Here is a 24,843-nt window from a genome sequence, read left to right on the forward strand (position 1 = left end):
ATAGAACTTTGTGCTCTTACTCATGATAATTGCACTTTTTTCTGTTTCAATCATTGAAGAGGTATATAGACTTGTTTCTGCAATTGAATATTCTTGCGTTTGTAGCCGGTACTTGGTTATTGCAGCAGCAAGCCAATTTGCCAGAAGCGGATAAAGCCTGGTGGTTGTTGCCCATAGTGTTATTAATTCGATTGCTTTGGCGTGCTCAATCGAAGATTAGTATTGTAATAAAGCGAATCTTAATTTCGGTTTTCATAGGAATGATTGGGTTTTTCTGGGCAGCTACAGCTGCGCACTGGCGTTTATCCGATGCATTACCAGAGAATTGGGAACGGCGCGATATCCAAGTCATTGGCGTGATCGCCAGTGTTCCTAACTCAAATGATTATGGTACACATTTTTATTTTGATATTGAAAAGATTATTACAGAAGACGCAATTGTTCCCAGGCATGTCTCTTTAACTTGGTATAAGGATACTCAACCAACCGATCAGCAGACCGGAAGACCCATGCTTCGAGCCGGAGAGAGATGGCAATTAACCGTACGACTCAAGCAACCTCATGGCAATGCAAATCCGCATGGTTTTGATTATGAAGTATGGGCATTGGAAAGAAACATCAGAGCCACGGGCTATATTCGAAAATCTGATGAGAATAAACGTTTGGATGCCATGGTTCAAAAACCTGGTTATTGGATTGAAAGAATTCGCGAGAAAATTCAGCAAAATCAGTCTCAATATCTTGCCGATCGAACTTATACAGGCATCTTGAGCACGTTGGCTACGGGTGATCAACATAGGATTCCACGCGAGCAATGGCAGGTGCTTATTCGGACTGGCACGAATCATTTAATGGCGATCTCCGGTCTACATATTACGATGGTTTCCAGCTTGATTTTTGGATTGGTTTATTGGTTGTGGCGCTGGAATTCCTACTTGACCTTGCGAATATCCGCAAAACGAGCTGCGGTGTTAGCAGGATTAATCGTTGCTTTTGGTTATGCGTTGATATCCGGTTTTGCTATTCCGGCACAGCGGGCATTTTGTATGCTGGCTGTCATCGCTTGGGCTATCTGGAGAGGGCGGTCAGTCTCGGTAACCAGAATCTTGTCGTGGGCATTGTTTTGGGTAGCTTTACTCGATCCTTGGGCAACAGTTTCTCCGGGATTCTGGTTATCTTTCGGTGCAGTCGCAATCATCATGCTGGTAACAGTCGGGCGTATCGGAAAACTTCATTGGTTGACAGAATGGGTACGGATACAATGGGCAATTACGCTAGGACTAATACCAATCCTTTTAGTCTTATTCCAGCAAGTGTCGCTGGTGTCACCCATCGCGAATGCGTTTGCCATACCGATCATCAGTTTGATAGTTGTCCCGCTTACGTTATTGACTATTATCTTGCCATTTGATTTTTTGTTGCTACTCGCTCATGGTGCATTGACTGTTGTGATGAGTTTTCTCAGTTTTCTCGGTGATTTCCCGCAGGCCGTATGGTTGCAACATTCTCCTCCATTTTGGACGATAGCGACGGCATTTATTGGAGTTGTGTGGATGCTGCTTCCGGGAAGTTTCGGATTGGGATGGTTAAGAGGGTTTCCAGCCCGTTGGTTAGGGCTCATAGCAATGTGCCCGATGTTCTTAGTACAATTGCCGAAACCAAAAGCAGGTGAGTTATGGCTTACGGTATTGGATGTTGGACAAGGATTGGCAGTAGTTGCACGCACCGAACAACATGCGCTATTGTTCGATACTGGTCCAAAATTAGGTGAAACTGATAGCGGTCGCCGCATTATTATCCCCTTTTTGTACAACGAAGGAATACGGAAGCTGGATGTCCTAATGGTGTCTCATGCCGATTCGGATCATAGCGGAGGGGCGTTGTCGGTACTGTCGGGTATGCCGGTAAAGAAGGTGTTGTCATCACTCAATGATGATCACCCAATCCGGCAGTATGTGCCTGATAATGCGCTGTGCCATGCTCCTCAATCTTGGCAATGGGATGGAGTGCATTTCGAAGTATTACACCCACTGAAGCAGGATTATTTCGAACTTAACCGTAAAACCAATAGAAAGAGCTGTGTGTTAAAAATTACAACTGCACATGGTAGTGTACTATTGCCTGCGGACATTGAAAGTAAAGACGAACAAGCTTTGCTTGCTCGAAGTATTGAGAATTTAGCCGCAACAGTAGTGCTTGTACCACATCATGGCAGTTTAACTTCATCGACCGACGCCTTTGTTAAAACCGTTGATCCTGCGGTGGCGATTTTTGCAGTTGGTTATCTGAATCGCTACGATCATCCAAACACTGTGGTTACACAGCGTTATCACCAGTTAGGCAGCAAGTTACTGAGAAGTGATCGAGACGGAGCGATTATGTTACGTTTCGCAGAGCAGAAAGTAGTGTTTGATAGCTGGAGAAGGTTCAATCAACGTTACTGGCACCATCGTTTCTCAGAGCCTGTTACAAAATCCGGTACATAGAATTCAACCGATGTAATGTCAGTGAATGCGAGACCGATTAAGCAGTTACAATATGCTCCTCAGGAATTTCGATGTTATTGAATATGATAGAGAATGATGTTCCTATACCAGGTTCGCTGGCAACCTTAATTTTTAATTTATTATTTTCAGCGGCGATTTTAACAATCGATAAGCCAATGCCACTCGTTGCTTTGTTATGCATAGCCGCTCGTGGTGAATAAAAATATTCGTTGAAAATATTGGGTAAATCCTTACTTTCGATGCCAATGCCGTGATCAGTAATTGTGATATTAGCACCATGATTCAATGTATCAATTTCTGATGTAATTTCAACCGATGTGTTTTCATGTGAATATGTGATTGCATTGGAAATAATATTTTCCAATAAAATTCCTAATTGATCGGGAATTACATCGCAAATAAAATTTTTAATGGATAAATTAAGCGTGACATGTTTGGAACTGGCAACAGGCGTTAATTTTTCTATGCATTTTTGTAATACAGCCTGGATTTCAACCGATTCAAAAACTGCCGTATCAAGGCAAGTATCCTTTAGTCGCTCTAACCTCAGCAAATCAAGAATCAAACCGGACATATTTTTTGCACGAACATCCATTTGTTCAAGCGCGGTATTAACTTCCACCGAGGTTTCACCAAGATAACCGTCTTTAATCAAATTGATTTTGCTGCGAATGGCATCAAGCGGAGATTTCAATTGATGCGTAATGAGTAGCGCATATTGATCTTTCTCGACTTGTGCTTGGTTGATTTGCTTATATGCTTCCAAAAGGTGGCGTTCGTGAGCGCGAACTATCAATGAAAGCCTAGAAACCACGTACCAAACGATAATAAACAGCGTGTCGAGAAAGGACATCCAGAGTAGCGCACTTTCTGTGCGATCGGTATCGATCGAAAGATGGCTACTTATTAACGTTGAAAGGGGTGTTTGTGTAATAAAAAAATTGTCCAACAGAATTACGATCGTATCCATAAAACAGACTAAGATCGTTACATACAAACTTTCCCTTGTTGAGAAAAATATACATGCAAGAGCAATGTGCAGTACGTAGAAAAAGGAAATCGGTGTGGTGGTGCTTCCGATATAATGCACGACAACGGATAGGCAGAGCAGATCAACAATGATCTGTACCCATAAATTGATTGAGGGTGAATTATATTTACTGGGACGACAGTGATCTAGGGCAAACAGATAGGTAATATTAGCAATAATCAATATTACAATAATAGCGATCGGCCATTTTTTCTGTTCACTGATACCAAATTGCGCCAGGGTATCTGACGCGGATAGCATCAAGATTTCGAAAAATACCAGCGTAACTATCAGGATCCAGCGAAATGTTATGAACCAGCGGATATTGCTGATCAAAACATCGTCACTGAGCTTTAGCTTGTCTCCTTTAATTTCAAGAAGAATATTTTGATTACTTGGTTTATTCCAGGAAAACTCGGTCGCTGCCATTCATTGTTAGCTCTGTTATGCGGCTTCGCCGGTGTGCTTTAAGCGTTCATTGATGGTTGCGAGCAGACTTATCGGCTCAACGGGCTTTTCCATGATACAAACCCATTCATGCGATCCATTTTCAAAGTAAGGTCTGATCATATCGCCCAAAGACGTCAAGAAAATGGCTTGCATCCGTGGAAAGCGTTTGTGAATCGTTGCATAGGTTGTCAAGCCAGAGTCCATCGATTCAACCATAACATCAAGAATAGCCAAATCCGGGTGCTTATTTTCGTCTTCTAAAGAGTCAATGAATTCCTGCATAGATAGATAGCTATCAACATCGTAACCGTTTTTAGTTAAAATCCGCTGAACCGATTCTCGAATATCTGCGTCATCGTCAACGTGTGCAATTTTTGGTGCCATTATAATGAACCTCCTTTTTTATCTTGCCTCGATTTGAGTAACTAAGAAACCCCTTACAAATCGGGGTTATTATACCCAATCATATCGCAGCGTGTGTGAATAATATGTGAAATATATCGGCGCATAATAGGAAAAAAGTAGTTATTTGAACAATTGTATGTACTGATTAGATTTTTTAAGTTTGCTAAAAATTAAAGTCAGTTTTCTTTAAATAGTCGCTCAAGAAAACCAAGAAAATGGCGAAGATGCACGATTAAAATTTATATCCACGGTGTAATGCAACGATACCTGCTGTCAAGTTGAAAAATTCCACACGCTCAAAACCGGATTGTTGCATGAGTTCTTGCAATTCCAATTGTGTAGGGTGCATACGAATAGATTCGGCCAGATAACGATAACTTTCACTATCATTGGCTATTACTTTTCCCATTACCGGGAGTATTTTGAATGAGTACGCATCATATGCGAATTGCAAAGGTTTCCAGACTCTGGAGAACTCCAATACGATAACAGTTCCGCCAGGTTTGAGGACACGCAACATTTCTTTAAGTGCTACATCTTTGCGTGTCATATTTCTCAGACCGAAAGCGACGCTGACGCAATTAAAATAGCTATCGGGGAATGGTAATTTTTCAGCATCGCACTGTGCAGCCGGGGTCGGTGCACCATCATCAATCAAGCGATCCCGGCCGATAGAGAGCATGGAATTGTTAATGTCGGTTAACCAAACCTCCCCGGAATTACCGACTTTTTGCAAGAATAATGAGCTTAAATCGCCAGTTCCTCCAGCAATATCGAGTACTTTATCGCCCTTTCGTACACCGCTAACCTCGATTGCAAATCGTTTCCAGATACGATGAAGCCCCATTGACATTAAGTCATTCATCAAATTGTAACGTTCGGCTACGGAATGGAAAACTTCTGCAACTCTGCCGGCTTTTTCTTCTTCGGCAACAGTGTTAAAGCCAAAATGGGTTGTCTTACGCATAGTTAATTGAATTTGAAATGTAAAGTGAATATCGATTACTTGGTTGAAATAGTTCGCGATTTGCAGATCTATGTGATTCAATCAGCATCCCGACTAGCGCCTGCTTCCGATAAACGTTGCAGATAGTGTTGCCACATTTTATCGTGATTCAATCCGTAGCTATAAAGTAAATCCCAAGAATACAATCCGGTATTATGACCATCGGTAAAATTAAGTTGAATGGCATAATTGCCGGCAGGTTCAATTTCTTTAATGTTGATCATTCTTTTACCAGTTTGCAGTACTTCCTGCCCTGGGCCGTGGCCACACACTTCGGCAGAAGGCGAATGAACTCGCAAAAATTCGCATGAATAATGAAAAGTTTTTCCATCGGAAAAAGAAATATCCAATATTCTCGATTTTTGATGTAGTTTGATTTCTACAGGAAAAGGAGTGTTCTTTGTCAAACCTGCCATATAATCTTTACGAATGATTCGGGAAAGGATGTTCTTCTCATTGTAACAAACTGTGTCAATAATAATTGACCAAAAATTGGAATCTCTTTATGGCGGCAAAAATACTGGTCGTAGAAGATGAAGCAGCTATTCTGGAATTGGTTATTTTTAATTTGCAGCAGGCTGGATATGACACTATTCGAGCGGAAAATGCAGAAAAAGCCATGATTGTGATTAATGATTCGCTACCGGATTTAATTTTGCTTGATTGGATGCTGCCTGGTATGAGTGGAATTGAATTAGCACGAAAGTTGCGACGTAATGAACGTACACGTTTAATCCCGATTATCATGTTGACTGCTCGCGTACAAGAGGGGGATAAGGTGGCCGGGTTGGAAATTGGTGCGGATGATTACATTACTAAGCCGTTTTCTCCGCGTGAGCTGATTGCACGGATTAATGCGGTACTTCGCCGCATAGCCCCTGAAGCTTCTGATGAAGTGATTGAAATTAAAGGATTGAGACTTGATCCGTCGAATCATCGTGTTACTGCAAATAAACATGAAATTGATTTGGGTCCAACGGAGTATCGGCTATTACACTTCATGATGACGCATACCGACCGAGTCTATTCTCGCGGCCAGTTGCTGGATCGAGTGTGGGGCGATCATGTGTTTATCGAAGAGCGGACAGTCGATGTACACATTCGGCGATTACGTAAAGCATTACAATTAACGGGAATGGATGATTGGATTCAAACGGTTAGAAGTGCTGGTTACCGGTTTTCGGTTGCTCCCGATTTATCTACAAGCGATTCTAATGAGGGAATTTAGTCACCGCTTCGGAATTCGATTGATTACATTTTTTATAAATACGCTGATCGATTGTTAATCGAGAATTTTCAGCATCGTTATCTTGGAATTAATTTAAGTGTCAGATATTTGGCAGCGTTCTTCTAATATACTGTTAATGGTTTTTGCTACCTCTATCATTTGGATGATCTTTGGTACAGTGAAAGCGTTAGTCTTTTTCAATTTGGCCTTGTTGTGGACGGTTTTTCACCATATACGCCATCTTGTCATGTTGGAACGGTGGTTACAGCTATCCGATCACACACCAGCAAGTATTCCGGCTGGATCTGGTGTATGGGACGATGTTTTTGCGCATCTGGCTCGCTATGTCCGGCAACATAGCCAAAGCCAGGAATTGTTGAGCCTCGCGCTGAAACGTATGCAAAGCGTCACTTCTGCGATGCCGGATGGCATTGTTATCTTGGATGAAAGCGATCGAATCGAATGGTGCAATCCGATCGCGGAACAGCATTTGGGTATCGACTTATTGATGGATGCTGGTCAGCAAATTACCTATCTTGTGAGGCAAATGCCGTTTGTAGAGTATTTGGCTGCCCGTCAATATAGTAATCCGCTGATTCTGAAGCAAACCCGCATGCAAAATCTAATCATTTCTTTGCAGTTAGTTCCTTATGGCTTTAATCAGAAGCTATTGATCAGTAGGGATATTACGAGATTCGAGAAGATAGAAACCATGCGTCGTGATTTTATCGCGAATGTTTCTCATGAATTACGTACTCCTTTGACAGTCATTGGCGGCTTTCTTGAAACACTATCATCCAGTGAGAACTTGAATCCGGAATTTACTCAACGTGCGTTAGTATTAATGACAGAGCAAACGACACGTATGCAGCATTTAATCGAAGATTTGTTGATTTTGTCGAGACTGGAAAATGAACAAAATAAAGTTAAAGAGAAAAAAGTTGACGTTGTTCGGTTGCTGCATGGCATTTTACAGGATGCAGAATCCATCAATGCTGGATGTCATCATATTAAGTTAAATATTACTTCACAAGATCAATTGCTTGGAAGTGAAGAAGAATTACGTAGCGCGTTCGGTAATTTAATCAGTAATGCGATTCGCTACACGCCGGATGATGGTGAGATCTGCATCAATTGGGAGAAGCGGAACGGACAAGGATTATTTTTTGTACAAGATAGTGGTATCGGCATCGAACCCGAGCATATTCCACGGTTAACAGAACGTTTTTATCGAGTTGACAGCAGCCGCTCTCGGGAAACAGGTGGTACCGGGTTAGGTCTTGCGATAGTCAAACATGTACTAAACCGTCATGATGCTCACCTGGAGGTAACTAGCGAAGTTGGCAAAGGGAGTCGATTCGCTATCTTGTTTCCTTCCAAACGATTGATTTCTGAGGATGGTATTAATGCCGAAAGTAAGTGAGATTATTTATTCCAAGTTGCTACGAAAGGAATGGGATGATTGCAGATTATGATACTGACAGTTGAACACGGTGAAAAACAACCACTGGCTAGTCAATGGTTGTTTTTCTGCTATTTAAACATGACTAGTTGTTTTTACTTATCTGATTGCTGATTGCTCGTGGCCAAAATTGGCTTGTGCTTTATTAATAATAACATTACTTTGCTCTAAGGCCATTTTCTTGTGAAATTCAACAGCACTCCGGCTATTTGCTAAAAGTGTCTCGTATTCATGGATATTGGCGATGGTGTGTGCTCGAAAACTCTGTCCTTGTCTGCCGTAGTAGTAAGGGTGAGCTTCATACTTCTCAAGGTATTCTTTATTTTTTTGCAGTTTTTCTTCCATTTCCTTTGTTTGATTTTCGAAATATGAAGTCAGCGCGGCATGGTCGCTATCATCAATACCATCCACTGCAAATACTGAAGAAACTGATAGACTAAACGCTAATACTGATAATAACGAAATAAGTTTTGCTGCTTTCATGTAAGTACCCTCCAACGGTAAATGAATGTTGTTTCTTAAAGTGACGTCATATTAACGCTGGTAATTCGATGAGTATATTGGGGAAACCTTGGTTTTTATCTAATGGTTTCCATTAAGCGGCAGGGGCTGGTTACATTGAAAAAATCTGGCGGCTGATAATAGCAAGGAAGAAATATCTGAATCTAAAAGGTGCACACATATCACACGGGCGATGATTGCAAGAATCACTATTATTTGTTTTCTTACGTTATTAAGCGGATGTAGCTTGCTGCGCTTAAGCTATGATCATGGACCACGGTTGACATGGTGGTGGATTGATAGTTACGTGGGTTTCAACAATGAGCAAATACCGCTTGCTAAGCAAGCGATACATGAATGGTTCGATTGGCACCGCTCATCGCAATTACCGCATTATGCAGACTGGCTGGCGGTGGTGCGTGAACATATGGATAGCGCCGTTACTTCGGCTCAAATTTGTCAATGGTCCGATGAATTACAGAAATTGATTGCTCCAGCCATTGATCAAGCTGTACAGCTCAGCACGCCGTTGATTATGAATCTAAATAAAGCGCAATGGGATAATTTAGAGCGAGGTTTTGCTAAGAGTAACGATGAGTTACGAAAAAACTTCCTGCAACCTGATCTTAACGATCGTTATAAAGCATCTGTCAAACGCGCGGTTAAACGCATTAAAAATCTCTATGGGGATATTACCGAAACACAACAGCAACTCATCGATACCAGTATCAAAACCTCACCATTCAATCCGGAGCTATGGTTAGCCGAACGTCAGCGTCGGCAGGGAATAACTTTACAGATACTCAATCAATTGACCATTGGGCTAATTTCGGATGATCAGACGGCAAGCGTACTTCGTAGCATAATTGAATATACCGTTCGTTCAGACGATCCTAATTATCGAGCTTATCAAGTGGAAATGACTGAGTATACTTGTGATGTTATTGCACGAATGCATAATAGCGCGAATAAAATCCAACGCCAGCACGTGCATGATAAGTTAAAAAATTGGGAGATTGATTTACGTGTATTATTTGAAGAAAATCATCGAAATATTTCAATAGAAACGAGGTAATTCATGTCTCACAAAATTCTTATTGTATTAATACACTGACTTGGTCAGCATGGTTTTCTGAGTACTTTATCTATATACCGTGATCTGCTGAGCGCTGTTTTTGTTTTATAAATTTCAAAAAAGAAATTAATAGTTAATTAATATTTCTTTTCCACATAAGGTGGTATAGAATTTTGATCGAAAATAATAAAATTAAAAATGGCACATTAGGTATTTTTTAAGAATTTATAGCACAGAGTTGACAGTTTATTTGTTTTATTAGTCAGATCTGTAAATCGCAGGCCTTTAAAAGGATGGTAATTATATGATTTCTGATTTTCTCACATTGATTTCGGGTGTGATCGTTATGCCATGGTGGGGATATGTCGTTGTTACTCTGGTTTTAACTCATATCACAATTGCTTCTATCACGATTTATCTTCATCGTCATTCTGCACATCGTGCATTGGAGTTGCATCCACTGCCGAGCCATTTTTTCCGTTTCTGGCTATGGCTCACAACTGGCATGGTTACAAAAGAATGGACAGCTATACATCGTAAACACCATGCAAAATGCGAAACGAACGATGACCCGCATAGTCCGGTTATTTATGGCATTGGGAAAGTATTGGCCGAAGGTTCCGAGCTTTATCGAAAGGAAGCTAAGAACAAAGAAACACTCAAACGTTATGGATACGGAACTCCGGATGATTGGGTGGAGCGTAATATATATAGTAAACATAGCGCCAAAGGTGTAGCGTTAATGTTGATTATTAACGTGATTTTATTTGGACCGATCGGTATTACGATATGGGCCATACAAATGTTATGGGCTCCAGTTTTTGCTGCGGGCATTATTAATGGCGTAGGTCATTATTGGGGGTATCGTAATTTTCAAGCAGAAGATGCCAGTAGAAATATCGTGCCATGGGGTATTCTGATTGGTGGTGAAGAATTGCATAATAACCACCATGCTTATGCAACGTCTGCACGATTGTCCAATAAATGGTATGAATTTGATATTGGATGGCTTTATATAAGAATTTTGGAAATGGCAGGACTTGCAAAAGTTAAAAAAATTGCACCTAAACTGCGTATTGATAGTGCCAAGACCGAATGCGATTCGGATACCTTGCAAGCAGTAATATCTCATCGCTATGAAGTGCTAGCGAAATATACAAAGTCGCTAAAAGCGACGTTGGCACAAGAAATAATTCATTTGAAAGAAGCAACCGCTGAATATGGAATAGATAATTCCACTTTGAAGCGTTGGATATTAGCGGATTCTAGAACTTTGCAAGATCATGAGCGCGAGAAACTGAATCAAGTTTTGAGTAATACTAAGACACTCGATAAAGTTTATACCATGCGCGAAGAACTAGCTGAGATTTGGCAACGCTCAACAGCTTCGACTGAAGAACTTGTTAAAAAATTAGAAGACTGGTGTCGGCGTGCAGAAGAAAGTGGTATTGAAGTTCTACAAACATTTTCTCAACGGCTGCGTTGTTATGCATAGCTTTAAGTCTTGTTTTGCCTAGCAAAGTGATTTCATTAAGAATGATAGTTCAATGCAGTTGCATTGAACTATCAATGAATATCTTCCTTTATTTGTAACCAAATCAATTCAGTTATTGCCAACCGGTTATTTCATATCCTTTTTCTTGCAAGCAACGCGAAACAAAATTAATGTACGCATGATTGGGTTTTGAAGATCTTGAAGAAAATAATAAGCTTCGAAGGAGCCCGGCAGTAGCGCCGCTGGCTGCGCCGATTAATGAACCTCGTCCTGCTGCTCCGTAAATAGCGCCACCTACGGCACCGCTGGCAGCACCAACGCCGGCACCCATTGCCGTATTGGTAGCAACGTTACCTAATTGCCCAGTATTTTCTCTAGCTCCCGCCGATTCTGCTAATTGCCTGCATGCTTCGATATCCTGTTCAGCTACTTGTTTACCTACTGATAGAAAATGCGAGTTAGGATATACGACCGGACCGGTAGCTGAACAAGCGGATAAGCTCATAAAAACCAAACTGATCAGTAATGCCATCAGTATTTTCATAGTTGTGATCCTTTTTATTTCTTTCAGTACGCAATAATTTGCTACTGTGATATTTCTATAATTACTTTTCATGCAAGGGCAGCGAAGCGATGCGGAGTGGAAAAATTACCCCTGCAACGAGGGCTTTGCGGGGGTAAATAATTTTAAACAATACTTGATTAGACTACTTGCCTTTGCTGGTCAACGAACCCAAAAACGCTTTGACATCTTCAACAAAACCAGGGCCGACTTTACGACCGAGCTGATGCTCTGCCATCTCTTCGATCGCTTGATCTAGTGTGGCGACGGAGCCGTCATGAAAATAAGGAGCGGTTTTAGCAATATTTCTTAAGCTTGGGACTTTGAAAACTTTTTTATCGGTCTCCAAACCGGTTACCTCGTATCTGCCGAGATCCTTTGTTTCATACGGTTCGACCAAGCCGATTTTTTTGTATGAATTACCGCCGATAGCTACGCCGTTATGGCAATTGGCGCATCCCATGTGGATAAATTTTTGCAAGCCCCGTTTCTCGGCATCATTCAGGGCATTTTCATCGCCTTTGAGATAATCGTCGAAACGTGAAGGTGTTAAAAGCGTACGCTCGAAGGCACCAATTGCTTTACCGATATTTTTGTATTGAATTGGATCTTTTTCACTTTTGAAAGCATCGGCAAACATGGTTTTGTATTCATCAATTTTTTTCAGTTTGCTGACCACAGCTTCTTCGCTGGGCATACCCATCTCGATCGGATTTAGAATTGGACCAAGCGCTTGTTCTTCAACATCTTTGGCGCGTCCATCCCAGAATTGCGCAATATGCAGTGCGGCGTTGAAAGTGGTTGGAGAATTTCTGCCGCCGCGCGTGCCGTCATGACCCGGTGAGGTGGGTTGACTATCGACCCCGAAATTGGTCAATTGATGGCAGGAATTACAGGAAATCGTATCATTAATCGAAAGCCGCGGATCAAGATATAATTTTTTGCCGAGCGCGATCAAAGCGGCGTTTTTCTTTTCATCGATAATCGATGCCGGTAGCGGTTCAAAGAAATGCTTCAGCATCGTTTTATCCATTTTGTGATGACCGCCACCATGCATCATTCCACCCATGCCTCCCATGCCATGATGATCGCTATCGTGCATATCGCCGTGCTGATCTCCCTTTTTATCTGAATCGCTTTGATGATCGTGCCCGCTTTGCGCGTAACTATAGGAACTTACTATTAATGCGAAAAATAAAATTGCTTTCATACAACCTCCAAAAGTTTAACGTTAGCACACCCGGTCAGATTCGCGGAAAAACTTTTGAAACGCTTTACAGTCGAACGGTTTTTCCAATGAATTTTTGACCGGTTTTTAGTATACCCAGATTGTATTTACTATTGATAGCAGAGTTGCATGTTTTATGGACTTTGAAATAGATAACCGCTACATGTAAGGAAGGTTTTACAAGCGTTGATTTCGTCGCAATACTGTTTTCGATTTCCGATGACTTAAAAATTATCTAGGTATTGCAAGAACTCAAGAGTCATCTTTTTCATTGCATTGATCGTTCTTAGTTCAAAGCGAACGATTTTCAGAAGTTATTTGCATTTTTGTGAATAACACCCCGTGTATATTCAATCACATTTCTTTAAGGAGAAAATCTTATGATTAACAAGAACTATCTATTTACAAACGTAGCAATTTTGACTTTCTTTTTGATTGTTGGTTATGCCCCCGCACTATTTGCAAGCGATTCGATCATTGTTGCTCAAACGAATCAGCAAACGCATGAAAAAGACCTTACCAAAAGCGGTGATGGACAGCACCGGCATAGCCAAGAGAAAGAGCATAAACATGACGGTGATCACCAGAGTGGTCATGGTAAAGGGAACCGACACGGCGGGGGACATGGGCATTCTATGGATTACGCGCATGCGATTATTTTGCATACCGACATGCTTAAACTAACCAACGAGCAATTGGGGCAAATTGTCCGGATTCACCTGAAGAATAAGGACGTGCATGGAGAACTCAAACAGCGACTGAAGAAAGATATACAAGCTTTTCGGCAAGTAGGTATAAATCCAGGTTCGGATGATGAACAGTTACGTGATTTAGGAAAAAAACATATCGATGACTTTAATGCGATGATTGAGCACCACATTAAAGAACGCCAGGCTATTCGTGCGATTTTAACGGATCAGCAGAAAGCGCTGCTAAAAACCATTCAAGCGGATCACAATCATGGCTCGCATGACAGTGACAAAAAGAAACACCGACATGGCGGTTACTAAATGTTATAAGAGTCACCCTTGACAATGAATAATTGCTTGATTTGTTCATCAACATGACATTTCAAGGAAGAAGTGTTTCCATATTGAAAAGTTTGCGTAACCCAATCCAGGGTGGCTCACTATGGCTAATTTTGTTTCAATTTTTGTATTGCAGACAGTACTGGCGTAACCGCTGCTGCCGTCCAAGTCTTGTAGATTCCTAAAGGTATTCGAAGATTTATTCTTTAGCAGTTTACGGATAGATTAATAGAGCTCTGGCAAGCATCGCCTCCTGGGAAATCAGTGCGCGTAGACCAACAAAATATCGCACCTTCGAATTGGTAAACCATGTTGGCGGAGGCATACTTCGAAATAGCTTTGGCACTTAACTTACCGGCGCTGAATGTTTCGTCATCGGTCAGCAAACGATTGAATTGCCGATCATCTGCTGAAAACTACGATTTCATATTGAGCAATTTCTTGAATACTACTTGTTGTATTGCGAAATATGATTACCAGTAGCGGTTTTTCCTCCCAATTTTTCTTCGATATCATACGGCGATCAAATGATCGGCGAATAGAACTCTGGTTCTGTCCGGTTTCGGGCCATAATCAAGTACCGGATTGATGATGAAACAGTGTCCACGAGCTTTATCATAAATCACATAACTGATAGTCCGTGTTGTTGAGTCAAAGAATGCATTATGTCGGTTACATAATAATCTTCTCAGAATATTCAATTGTTACGATATATTAGATAATGTTATGTTATTGATAGAAATCCTTGAAAAATATGTATGTTGACTATTGATAAGAAATATTCTTAACTACCAGATTTTGTTGACTAAATCATAACACATGCTAGAGATTTGAAACATTGAGACAATCTGAATCGATTCATTGCGGAGGAATCAAATGAACATGATCACGAAAAAACTTGATGAAAAGTTGTCAGTTACCGGACAAATCACTGTCGATGACTTGACCGAAATTGCCGCAACTGGTTATCAATCGGTTATCTGTAACCGCCCTGACTATGAGGAAGGCGCAACGCAACCCGCCAGCGCGGAACTGGAAAAAGTAGCGCAATCGCTAGGAATTAAATTTGTATATTTACCAGTCGCCAGGGGATCGATTTCCTTGGAAAAAAGTGAATCATTCAATCAATTACTTGCCGAACTGCCGGGACCTGTCCTTGCTTTTTGTAACTCGGGCAATCGCTCTCAAAAATTATACGAATTGAGCAGACAAGCGCAAGTATCCGAAAGCGACGACGAATCCGTCACAGCGGCTTGCAGTTGGACTGACGAAGCGCCCGAAACAATTCATATTTCTCATGTATCGGAGAATCAATCGGCCTCGGTAGTTGCTGCTTGCAATTGGGGTAATGCATTCGATATTGTCGTCATTGGCGGTGGTGCGGCGGGTATCGGCGTGACCGCCAGTCTTCTGCATCGTCGGTCAACACTTCGCATTGCCATTATCGAGCCTAGTGAAAAGCATTATTATCAGCCCGCTTGGACATTGGTAGGCGGCGGTGCTTACGATATCAATCAGACAGTGCGGAATATGGCGTCTGTCATTCCTACAAAAGCAGAATGGATACAAGCAGCAGCCGCGGAAATTGATCCCGACAGCAATCTGGTTAAGCTGACGGATGGCCGCGCTGTTGGTTATCGGCAATTGATCGTTTGTCCAGGTATACGTCTTGCTTGGGAGAAAATCGAAGGTTTGCAGGAAACACTCGGTAAGAATGGCGTAACTTCCAATTATCAGTTCGAGTTGGCGCCTTATACTTGGTCGTTGACGAAAAATCTTAAAAACGGTAAAGCCTTATTCACACAGCCTCCGATGCCTATCAAATGCGCCGGTGCCCCGCAAAAAGCCATGTATTTGTCATGCGATTACTGGTTACACCAACATGTACTGGATACTATCGATGTCGAATTCAATACGGCAGGCGCAGTATTATTCGGTGTTGCCGATTTCGTGCCATCGCTGATGACGTATGTAAAGCGTTACCATGCGCACTTGGTGTTTAATTCCACGTTAGCGAAAGTCGACGGCGTCAGAAAAATTGCTTTTTTTGATATCAAAGATAGTGAGGGAAATGTAACACGCGTGGAGAAGCCGTTTGATATGTTGCATGTAACACCGCCCCAAGCAGCGCCGGATTTTATCCGGAAAAGTCAATTAGCCGATGCCGCCGGATTTTGCGAGGTAAACCCAAGAACGTTGCAGCACGTACGATATGCGAATATCTTTTCGTTAGGGGATGCGTGTTCTTCTCCCAATGCCAAAACTGCTGCTGCAGCCAGAAAGCAAGCTGTTATCGTAGCGGAGAATATTCTAGCTGCTAAAGAGGATCGCTTATTATCAAGTACCTATGACGGTTATGGCGCTTGCCCACTTACTGTGGAAAATGGCAAGGTGATCTTGGCCGAATTCGGCTTCGGCGGTAAATTAATGCCTACTTTTCCGCTTGATCCGGTAGTACCCAGGCGATTCGCATGGTTGCTAAAAACCAAATTATTTCCCTGGTTATACTGGAACGGTATGCTGAAAGGGCGTGAATGGCTCACGCGTTCAACCGGCAGTAATTAAGACGATTGATGGAAATCTATTTAATCAGCATGCTGCCGGGTTTATTTACGGGCATTGTGCTTGCATTGACAGGTGCCGGCGGCACTGTTATTGCGGTACCGTTGCTCATGTTCAGCTTGCATCTGACTGTCGTGGAAGCCGCTCCAATCGGGCTGCTGGCCGTGAGTATATCGGCCGGAATTGGCGCGCTAATCGCTTTCCGGCAGAAGAAAGTACGATACCGCGCTGCCAGTTTGATCGCGTTAACAGGTGCGCTGGCTGCCCCGGCAGGTTTATGGGCCGCACAGCGTTTGCCTAATACACCATTGACTTTATTATTTGCCGGCGTGTTAATTTATGTGGCGATTCACATGCTTCGATACAATCGGTTGAACAATGACGGTGATGTAAAAACATTTGTTGAACCGCCTTGCCGAATCAGCGATATCGACGGGCGTTTGTCGTGGAATTTTTCATGCTTTAGAGCACTCACCTTGTCAGGTGTAATGGCAGGCTTCTTATCAGGCTTGTTAGGAGTAGGGGGCGGCTTTGTCGTGGTGCCTGCGCTTAGGAAAGCCACAAATCTTGACATGCCATCCATCATGGCAACATCGCTGGCTATTATCGTTCTGATTTCCTCTGTCGGCGTTGTTTCGTCGATATTGATTAATGCCATGCAATGGTCGGTTGCTATTCCGTTTTGCGCCGGAACGATTGCCGGCATGTTGCTGGGTAGAATGTTTGCCGCACACTTTGCCGGTCAGCAATTACAGTATAGCTTTGCAATATTGGCGATCATTGTTGCAATTGCAATGATGACTCAAGCGGTCTGGAGTCTTCTTTCTTTGTAAAGCTTTATTATGGCAAATAATTGGTTTTTATCATCTATCATATTGTTTCAATTAAAATATTAATATTAGAAGATAATTACCTGAGTATTTGTAATGATTAAGGTGTACTATTGGCCAGCACCAGAGCTTTGATGAGATCGATTCTGAAAATTTGTAGATTCTTTGTTGAACAATTTTTAATCAGATAGGAGGGAATCATGCGCCGTGTATATTTTCTAGCTCCAGACATTACTACCACCAAGAAAATTGTCGCTGATCTATCGCTGGCGAAAATAGAAGAAAAGCATATTCATGTAATCGCAAAGCGCGGTACGCCGCTGGAAGATTTGCCGGAAGCGAATTTGCTGCAGAAATCCGATTTTATTCCTGCAGTGGAGCAAGGGCTTGCGGTCGGCGGTGCAACCGGCTTGCTTGCGGGCCTGGTTGCGATTGCGCTGCCACCGGCATCAACTGTAATCGCGGGTGGTGTATTGCTGGCGACTACGCTGGCTGGTGCCGGCGTGGGTTCGTGGTTGAGTGGTATGATCGGTATGAACGTTGGTAACCGGCGAATCAAAGAATTCGAGGATGCGATTGAAGCCGGTGAGTTATTGGTACTAGTCGATGTATCGGCCGATCGGGTAACGGAAATTGAGAGTCGTATCAAACAACATTTGCCGCAAGTCGAAGTCGAACAGACGGAACCTCGAGTACCTGCATTTCCATAATAATCGATCGAACGAGAAGCCGGCGCTGATTTCGATTGCTGGCTTCCTAAAATGCCCCCGAATTAACCGAGTGCTATTCCAATTATTGATGCCGCGATATTGATGCAACAGGACTCGGTAACCACAGCCGACTGAACGAACCGGATTCCTGTAATCGAATTTGTGATTTAGATGCTATTTGGCGAGCGGCTATTTCGAAATAGTAATCGGTAAACCAAGTGATTTTGCATCAGTGACTGTCAAACGGAACAAAATATACAATAACTGGAATGCATTGCGATTCCAATGCGCATTTTCGCCGGTAGTATCCACCGCATAGTATTTGCCATGAGAGTGAGCGTATAGCTTGGTATCATGATGTAATTGATCGTCGACAATCAGACCCAACGTATGGCTTGGATTCACATTTTTGATAAGAGGCGGCGTGCGCGGATCCTTATCGACAAAATATTCCGCTTGTTCGCCAAGTGAATGTCCGAGAAAATTCAGGATAGTATGAAAGCTTCTCAAGCGGAAAGCGCCGCGAATGGGCCACTCACCGCCCGGATAGCCAGGCCGGATATCGAAAGCAACATCATTTTCTATCCAAGGGTTGATCAAATCGTATAAAGCCACGCGCTCTTCGCAGCAGAGTATGCTCGGATCATAGTTGGTAATCAGGATAGGGCCCGGTAACTGCTTGCTTAAGGTATACGTATTTCTTTGTTCGTCATGACTCACTGTGAAATCTTTTTCGATCGCTTGAAACAAACCTTCCGGTGAAATGACGTTTGACGGAATTGTCCAGTTACGCTCGAAAGTCAGCGGTTCAGCATACAGTTGCTTTTGGTTTTGAATAGCCGCTAAGTGCAATACAATTCGTCGGAACATTTCGTAATCCGATCTATCGGACGGGTTATTGTGATATACGGTTTGTTTTTGATGAATATGTTGTCGACTGCGAAGCCGGTGTTCTTGCTCTTTGGTTAACTGAATGCCGGGAAGAAACTGTTTATTTCCGGTTTGTTCATTAGAATCCATTACCATGAAACCTGTTGATGCCTTCGGGCCATGATGCGAACGGTGTTTACGTTTTTGTTTTTCCGGTAATGTATCGCCAGTCATCGCATGGGATTCAATCTGATGCAACTGTACCTCTTGTGCCATCATCCTGAGCAATAAGTCGATATTGAAATGCTGGCGCAATAGCAACGTTAATTTGTGCTGACTGAAGGGAGTGAGAATACGTTTGGTAAACTCGTCGCCAGCGATCGGATCGATACTGAATGTCGGGTTTTCTGCAACACTCGCGCCGAATACCGGTGCCAGCAAGCCGCCGCTTTCTCCGGTTAATGCAGGGGTTGCACCGGCATTGGCACTGAAATTGAAAGTTGCAGCGATGCTTGAAACGCGCGTGAAATGCAAGGGCTCATGGTGTTGAGCGCGGGCAATGTTGGTGAGTAATTGCCGTGACTCCGCATGAATCGCGGCATTGTCGTAAACTTCGATTGCGCGATTCAGGGCAATGGGGGATACACAACCGGTAACTGAAGAAAAAACAAATAAATTAAGGAAAAACCACGATAGTAATTTCATTCTGTTGAGTCGCAGAAATTTGCAAGCAATGTAGTAATTTCATTCTGTTGAGTCGCAGAAATTTGCAAGCAATGGTGAAGCTTATTGATCGCCCGAATTATGCAAAAAAGCTTCAAACTTATCGACTGTCAACGGTTTGCTGAAAAAATAACCTTGACCGTAATCGCACCGCATTTCAAGTAACAGTTGTTTCTGCAACTCTGTTTCCACACCTTCGGCAACGACTCTCATGCCAAGCCGGTGCGCCATTGTGATAACCGCCTCGCACAAAATACGATCATACGATTCGCTGTCCAAATTTGCGACGAACGATTGGTCGATTTTGAGGTAATCAATATCAAATTTTTTTAAATACGAGAGTGATGAATACCCGGTTCCAAAATCATCGATCGCCACTTGTACGCCAGCATCCCGGTAGTTAAGTAATTGTTTTACTACCAGCTCATGTACATCGAGCAATAAATTTTCGGTAATTTCCACAATAATGCTTTTGCCGCTGATTTTACGTTCATTCAGATGATCGACCCAGTCGCTCATCTTACTGATGAACTGTTTGGGGGATTTATTGATACTGATTTGAAAATCCCTGTTGTAATGAGCTTGCCAGTGTGCAACCTGGTCAGCTGCTTGTTTAAAAACCCAATCGCCAATATCAGTGATGAGATTGATTTCTTCAGCAATGGCAACGAATTCCGCAGGATAAATAACACCACGTTCCGGATGTTGCCAACGGATAAGCGCTTCGGCTTTGTATATCCGGTTCGTCGCAAGTTCGACGATCGGTTGATAGGTTAAGAAAAACTGCTCAGATCGCAGTGCATGGCGGAGTTCATAGGCTGTTCGCGATCGAATCTCAATGGCGGTGCGCATATTGGATGTGAAACAGTTCCAACAATTACGGCCGCTATTTTTGGCGGTATACATGGCTTGGTCGGCGTTTTTCATCAATAACTCGGCATTGTTTGCGTCATCCGGAAAAAAAGTAACACCGATACTCGCGGATACATAAGCCTGTTTGGAATTCAAATGAAAAGGTTTTGCCAACTCGACAAGAATCATCTTAATAATCATTTCCGCACAATGCTGATCGCTAATTCCATTTAAGATGATGGTGAATTCATCACCGCCCAGACGCGCTACCGTATCGGCTTCGCGCACGCATCGATTAAGCCGTTTCGCTGCCTCGACCAATAAAGCATCGCCGGTACTGTGGCCGAATGAATCGTTGACTTCCTTGAAACGATCAAGATCGATGAACAATACGGCTAATTTGATGCCAGCGCGCGATGCATTTTTTATTTCATGATCAAGCCGTTCGTAAAACATATTGCGATTCGGCAACCCGGTTAAGGAATCATAATTGGCTTGCCGCCAAATAATTTCATAGGATTTCTTTTTGTCGGTGATATCCGAAAAATTGATCAGATAGTAATTAATAACGTGATCCTTACCAAGTACCGGGGTGATGCTGAACCATGCCGGATACTCGAGTCCGCGTTTATTCCGGCCCCATACCTCGCCTTGCCAATGGTTAAATTGTTTGACACTCAGCCAGATTTTTTGGAAAAATTTTGTACCGTGGCGAATCGAAGTCACAATCGATACCGGTTTGCCGACAACTTCCTCCGATGAGTATCCGGTAATCTTGTGCAATGCACGGTTAATGGAAATGATCATTTTGTCGGCATCAGCGATCATAATCGCTTCGGGGCTATTCTCAAAGACTTTGCTGGATAGATTTAATTGTTCATTTATTTTTTGTTGTTCGAGTGCAATTCCGATAATAAATGATCCTATTTCCAATAGCTTACGGTGAAATGAGCTGGGCAATCGACGTTCAAAACTCGAAAGTGCGAATGATCCGACGCATTCACCGCCTTTACTCCGAATCGGCATAGACCAGCATGAGAGAATGTTAAAATCAATCGCTAATTGACGGATGCTTTGCCAACGCGGATCATCGAGCGTGCTTTCGATATACACCGGCTCCTGCCGGAAAACCGCATTGCCGCATGATCCAGCTTCAGGTCCCGGGCGCAAACCATTTAATTTCGTAATACATGCTTCAGGTACGCTCGGTGCTGCAAAAACATTCATGCATTGTTTTTCCTTATCCAATAGCATGACTGTCGCAACTGCGTTATCCAGCAATTGCTCCAATAGCAAACAAACCGTCTCGCAAACTTCTTTGCAATCATCCCCTAAAACGACTAACTGCAGAATTTCTTGTTGAAATTGAAGAATTCTTGCTTGCTCGGCTTTAGTTAGATCGAAATAGTCGGTTGGAGTAAAATTTTTCTGGAATAAGTCACTGACAATAGGAATATTGGTATTCATCACGTGTTATTAGATAATTTTTATTATGTGAATATTGCATGTCTGGTTATTAACTTACTGAAAATAGCATGATAAATCAATCTGATTATGTTGCGTGAAGCATTCTCTTGTTTCAGGATCTATACGAATCGGGAATTTTTTCTGTTTCAAAAAAACAGTAAGCATAAATTTTAATTAACGCCCGGAATTGGAAGAGGGTTCATTCCAGTAAGAAATATTCATGTCATATTGATTTCGGAAAAAATCTGCACCATCAGCATGGTATGGGAATTGTCATTTACTGGCATGCTTTGCCGATGAATAATCGGCGATTTGCTGCCAAATTGTCAGCGCGTGGCAAAGCCGCTTACCTTGAGAATCTCCCATTTAAAGTCATGCACATCGGCCACATCATCGGGTAATGCCATAGATAAAGCACCTTTGCTTGATGGAGGCAGATCGAGATTGATTCGATGTATCTTCGGATCGTGCGACATGTTCGGGTGCATGTGCATATGATGATGATCATGAATCGGTGTCATGCTGACAACGAGTTGTGTGATATGGTAATTATCGTTGCCGTTATAAATCGTACCGCTGAAAATCCCCCAGCCGAATCCGGCATCAATTTGTAGTTTTCGGATGGCTTCTTGCGGTAACTCCACTAAATCACTGGCGATTACATGGGGCGATAAAAGCAGCGATGCTAATAATATTCGCAAGCAGGCAAGTTTAATAAATTTCGATGTAGCAATCATTCAATATCCTTTAAAGTGACAGTCAAAATTTGAAATTATGCGGAATTATAAATCCTGTTGTGATGCCACATTATTTTTTCATTGAAATAATAACCGAGCGGGGGGCGTTGCGTGATCACTGATTCGAATGATCCTTTTGCATTGGATCGTTTTGTACAAGCGCAATCACATGCTTTCGAAACCGCTTTAGCTGAAATTATCAGCGGCTGCAAACGCTCGCATTGGATGTGGTATATCTTTCCGCAATACGCGGGACTAGGATACAGCGCCTTGTCGCAGCGTTATGCGATCAGCAGTGCCGCAGAAGCGCGTGCATACTTGGATCACCCAATTCTCGGGCCACGGCTGCTGCGATGCTGCGAAGCGCTGCTTGCAATCGATAATCGCTCGGCGTACGAAATCTTCGATTCTCCAGACGATATGAAGCTGAAATCCTGCGCGACATTGTTTGCCAGCATAACACCGGAAGGGTCGGTGTTCGAGCAATTACTGAATCGATATTTTCAGGGAAATCGAGATCAAAAGACGCTGGATTTGCTTGGAATCAGCAGTTGAACGGCTGCGATGCGCGTTGGTAAACCCATTCATTCAATAACAAACGTGCTTCTGTAATGATTTCCGATGCCACCATTCCCAGTTTTCCTTGATGATGGCATACCCAGCGGTCTGCCGCAGCGCCGTGCAAATGAACTGCCAGCAATAAAGCCTGACCAGGGTGTAAGCCTTGCGCAAGAAGTGCGCCGATGATTCCTGCCAGCACATCGCCAGTACCGGCAGTGCTGAGCGCAGGGTTCCCGCTGGTGTTGAGGTAACGTTCGCCATCGGGAAAGCAGCAGATGCTGCCAGCACCTTTCAGAACAACATAGCTGTTGAATTTATGCGCGATTTGTAATGCAGCATGCATGCGATTACTTTGCACGAGGATGCTATCGGTATTCAACAAGCGCGCGGCTTCGGCAGGGTGCGGGGTTAAAATGCTGACAGCGGTGCGTTGATTCAGTTTTTCGGCTAAATTGGAATGTTGAGCAATCAGATTCAATGCATCGGCGTCCAATACGAGCGGGTGTGGACTGCCAAGCACGGCTTCGAGCAACGCCAGTGCCTGCGCCGATTGCCCTAAACCGGGACCAGCGATCAAGCAATTCAGTGATTCCAATTCCATTAATGCGGATGGCGGGCGCAACATCAATTCCGGTTGAGAGAAATCGACAGCAGGCGCATTTTCAGCCAATAATCCCGCATATACCCGGCCAGCACCCAAATGCAATGCAGCTCGGCCAGCGAGTAATGCTGCGCCAGTCATGCCGGTCGAGCCGCCGAGGATGGCAACATTGCCGAACGAACCTTTATGGCTATTGGCTGGCCGCGGTGGCGGCAGCAGGGAGGTAACGAACGCGTAGTTCAATAGCCAAGCTTGCGGTTGTGGTTGTTCCGGCGGTAAATGAACGCCAAGATCGCACAGCACCACTGTACCGCAGCATTCCGGCCCGAAATTAGTATACAGGCCGGGTTTGCGTCCAATAAAGGTGACCGTAAGCGTTGCACGAATTGCAATGCCGTAAATGCATCCGTCGTCGCTGCCTAGACCGGATGGAATATCCAGCGCAACAATAGGTATCGCCATGCGGTTGACAATTTCGATCCAATTCCGATACTGACCCTCAATCGGCCGGTTGCGTGATTGATCCAGGCCGATGCCGAACAATCCATCTACCGCAATATTCCAGCTGCGATCGCCATCGGGGATATCGTGATGGATATCGCCGCCGCAATCCAGCCAAGCTTGCAATGCTTGCTTGGCATCGATTGGAACACAATTGCGGTCGCCAGCGAAAATTACGGTGACGGCATTACCCCATTCTTTCAAATAACGCGCCACGACAAAAGCGTCGCCCCCATTATTGCCCGGACCGGCAAGAACAAGGATCGCTTGATTTGAGCGCTTCAATAGCTGATCGCGAATCACTTGTGCCGCCGCCAAGCCGGCTTTTTCCATCAGCGGCGGCGGATTAGGCAATTTCAGCGCTTGTTGCTCGATATCGCGGATCTGAGTGGTAAAAAAAATTGGGGCAGCGGCGGGCATAATAGTCATACAAATGGGATCGTCAGCGATAA

At 43.3% G+C, this 24,843-nt stretch carries 21 protein-coding genes; 10 read left to right on the plus strand and 11 right to left on the minus strand.

The annotated features are described in order from the left end of the window. Positions 1-71: 71 nt before the first annotated feature. Positions 72-2,486, plus strand: a complete 2,415-nt coding sequence (locus tag KF839_RS09820; protein WP_292917666.1) for a DNA internalization-related competence protein ComEC/Rec2 — start codon at positions 72-74, stop codon at positions 2,484-2,486. A gap of 37 nt (positions 2,487-2,523) precedes the next feature. Here KF839_RS09820 and KF839_RS09825 read toward each other — a convergent pair whose 3' ends face one another. The 4 genes from KF839_RS09825 to KF839_RS09840 form a co-directional block, all read right to left on the minus strand. Beyond that, the gene (locus tag KF839_RS09825) at positions 2,524-3,798 is read right to left on the minus strand and encodes a sensor histidine kinase (protein WP_292917742.1); all 1,275 of its coding nucleotides are present in this window, start codon (positions 3,796-3,798) and stop codon (positions 2,524-2,526) included. 183 nt (positions 3,799-3,981) lie between these two features. Beyond that, the gene (locus KF839_RS09830) at positions 3,982-4,371 is read right to left on the minus strand and encodes a response regulator transcription factor (RefSeq protein WP_292917667.1); all 390 of its coding nucleotides are present in this window, start codon (positions 4,369-4,371) and stop codon (positions 3,982-3,984) included. A 253-nt stretch (positions 4,372-4,624) separates the two neighbouring features. After that, positions 4,625-5,359, minus strand: coding sequence for a bifunctional demethylmenaquinone methyltransferase/2-methoxy-6-polyprenyl-1,4-benzoquinol methylase UbiE (gene ubiE, locus KF839_RS09835; protein ID WP_292917668.1), 735 nt, complete (start codon positions 5,357-5,359; stop codon positions 4,625-4,627). Between the two features lie 77 nt (positions 5,360-5,436). After that, positions 5,437-5,814 carry a gamma-butyrobetaine hydroxylase family protein gene (locus tag KF839_RS09840; protein ID WP_292917669.1) on the minus strand — a complete coding sequence of 126 codons (378 nt, stop codon included), beginning with the start codon at positions 5,812-5,814 and terminating at the stop codon, positions 5,437-5,439. Positions 5,815-5,903: 89 nt separating this feature from the next. On the opposite strand from KF839_RS09840, the gene phoB reads away from it, so the two are divergent. Further along, positions 5,904-6,626, plus strand: a complete 723-nt coding sequence (gene phoB, locus KF839_RS09845; protein WP_292917670.1) for a phosphate regulon transcriptional regulator PhoB — start codon at positions 5,904-5,906, stop codon at positions 6,624-6,626. 97 nt (positions 6,627-6,723) lie between these two features. Beyond that, positions 6,724-8,049 carry a phosphate regulon sensor histidine kinase PhoR gene (gene phoR / locus KF839_RS09850; RefSeq protein WP_292917671.1) on the plus strand — a complete coding sequence of 442 codons (1,326 nt, stop codon included), beginning with the start codon at positions 6,724-6,726 and terminating at the stop codon, positions 8,047-8,049. A 138-nt stretch (positions 8,050-8,187) separates the two neighbouring features. On the opposite strand, the gene KF839_RS09855 is transcribed toward phoR, so the two are convergent. Then, positions 8,188-8,571, minus strand: a complete 384-nt coding sequence (locus KF839_RS09855) for a hypothetical protein (protein WP_292917672.1) — start codon at positions 8,569-8,571, stop codon at positions 8,188-8,190. Between the two features lie 211 nt (positions 8,572-8,782). On the opposite strand from KF839_RS09855, the gene KF839_RS09860 reads away from it, so the two are divergent. Continuing rightward, positions 8,783-9,664: a DUF6279 family lipoprotein gene (locus tag KF839_RS09860; RefSeq protein ID WP_292917673.1), complete on the plus strand. Its 882-nt coding sequence runs from the start codon at positions 8,783-8,785 to the stop codon at positions 9,662-9,664. Positions 9,665-9,968: 304 nt separating this feature from the next. Continuing rightward, the gene (locus KF839_RS09865) at positions 9,969-11,159 is read left to right on the plus strand and encodes a DesA family fatty acid desaturase (RefSeq protein ID WP_292917674.1); all 1,191 of its coding nucleotides are present in this window, start codon (positions 9,969-9,971) and stop codon (positions 11,157-11,159) included. Between the two features lie 112 nt (positions 11,160-11,271). On the opposite strand, the gene KF839_RS09870 is transcribed toward KF839_RS09865, so the two are convergent. Continuing rightward, complete coding sequence (locus KF839_RS09870) at positions 11,272-11,703, minus strand: glycine zipper family protein (protein ID WP_292917675.1); 432 nt, start codon at positions 11,701-11,703, stop codon at positions 11,272-11,274. 163 nt (positions 11,704-11,866) lie between these two features. Next, positions 11,867-12,931 (minus strand): cytochrome-c peroxidase, encoded by a 1,065-nt coding sequence (locus KF839_RS09875; RefSeq protein WP_292917676.1) that lies wholly within the window; start codon positions 12,929-12,931, stop codon positions 11,867-11,869. A 398-nt stretch (positions 12,932-13,329) separates the two neighbouring features. On the opposite strand from KF839_RS09875, the gene KF839_RS09880 reads away from it, so the two are divergent. The 4 genes from KF839_RS09880 (at position 13,330) to KF839_RS09895 (ending at position 18,079) form a co-directional block, all read left to right on the plus strand. Next, a complete protein-coding gene (locus KF839_RS09880; protein ID WP_292917677.1) occupies positions 13,330-13,959 on the plus strand; it encodes a Spy/CpxP family protein refolding chaperone in 630 nt (209 codons plus the stop codon). An 894-nt stretch (positions 13,960-14,853) separates the two neighbouring features. Beyond that, positions 14,854-16,542, plus strand: coding sequence for a bifunctional protein tyrosine phosphatase family protein/NAD(P)/FAD-dependent oxidoreductase (locus tag KF839_RS09885; RefSeq protein WP_292917678.1), 1,689 nt, complete (start codon positions 14,854-14,856; stop codon positions 16,540-16,542). A gap of 8 nt (positions 16,543-16,550) precedes the next feature. Further along, on the plus strand, positions 16,551-17,372 hold the full coding sequence (locus KF839_RS09890; protein WP_292917679.1) for a sulfite exporter TauE/SafE family protein: 822 nt from the start codon (positions 16,551-16,553) through the stop codon (positions 17,370-17,372). A 197-nt stretch (positions 17,373-17,569) separates the two neighbouring features. Continuing rightward, positions 17,570-18,079, plus strand: coding sequence for a DUF1269 domain-containing protein (locus KF839_RS09895; RefSeq protein ID WP_292917680.1), 510 nt, complete (start codon positions 17,570-17,572; stop codon positions 18,077-18,079). A gap of 189 nt (positions 18,080-18,268) precedes the next feature. On the opposite strand, the gene KF839_RS09900 is transcribed toward KF839_RS09895, so the two are convergent. The 3 genes from KF839_RS09900 to KF839_RS09910 form a co-directional block, all read right to left on the minus strand. Then, entirely contained in the window at positions 18,269-19,654 is a 1,386-nt protein-coding gene (locus KF839_RS09900) for a hypothetical protein (RefSeq protein ID WP_292917681.1), read from the minus strand. Positions 19,655-19,735: 81 nt separating this feature from the next. Next, entirely contained in the window at positions 19,736-21,991 is a 2,256-nt protein-coding gene (locus KF839_RS09905) for a bifunctional diguanylate cyclase/phosphodiesterase (RefSeq protein WP_292917682.1), read from the minus strand. Positions 21,992-22,317: 326 nt separating this feature from the next. After that, positions 22,318-22,728, minus strand: a complete 411-nt coding sequence (locus tag KF839_RS09910; protein WP_292917683.1) for a hypothetical protein — start codon at positions 22,726-22,728, stop codon at positions 22,318-22,320. 111 nt (positions 22,729-22,839) lie between these two features. Between KF839_RS09910 and KF839_RS09915 the strand changes: the two genes are divergently transcribed. Beyond that, positions 22,840-23,283 (plus strand): DUF1810 domain-containing protein, encoded by a 444-nt coding sequence (locus tag KF839_RS09915; protein ID WP_292917684.1) that lies wholly within the window; start codon positions 22,840-22,842, stop codon positions 23,281-23,283. Here KF839_RS09915 and KF839_RS09920 read toward each other — a convergent pair. Then, on the minus strand, positions 23,273-24,820 hold the full coding sequence (locus KF839_RS09920) for an NAD(P)H-hydrate dehydratase (protein WP_323802061.1): 1,548 nt from the start codon (positions 24,818-24,820) through the stop codon (positions 23,273-23,275). The two genes, KF839_RS09915 and KF839_RS09920, sit on opposite strands and share 11 nt — an antisense overlap. Between the last annotated feature and the right edge of the window lie 23 nt (positions 24,821-24,843).

It is taken from the genome of Nitrosomonas sp. (genome assembly GCF_019635155.1).
Classification (GTDB): Bacteria; Pseudomonadota; Gammaproteobacteria; order Burkholderiales; family Nitrosomonadaceae; genus Nitrosomonas.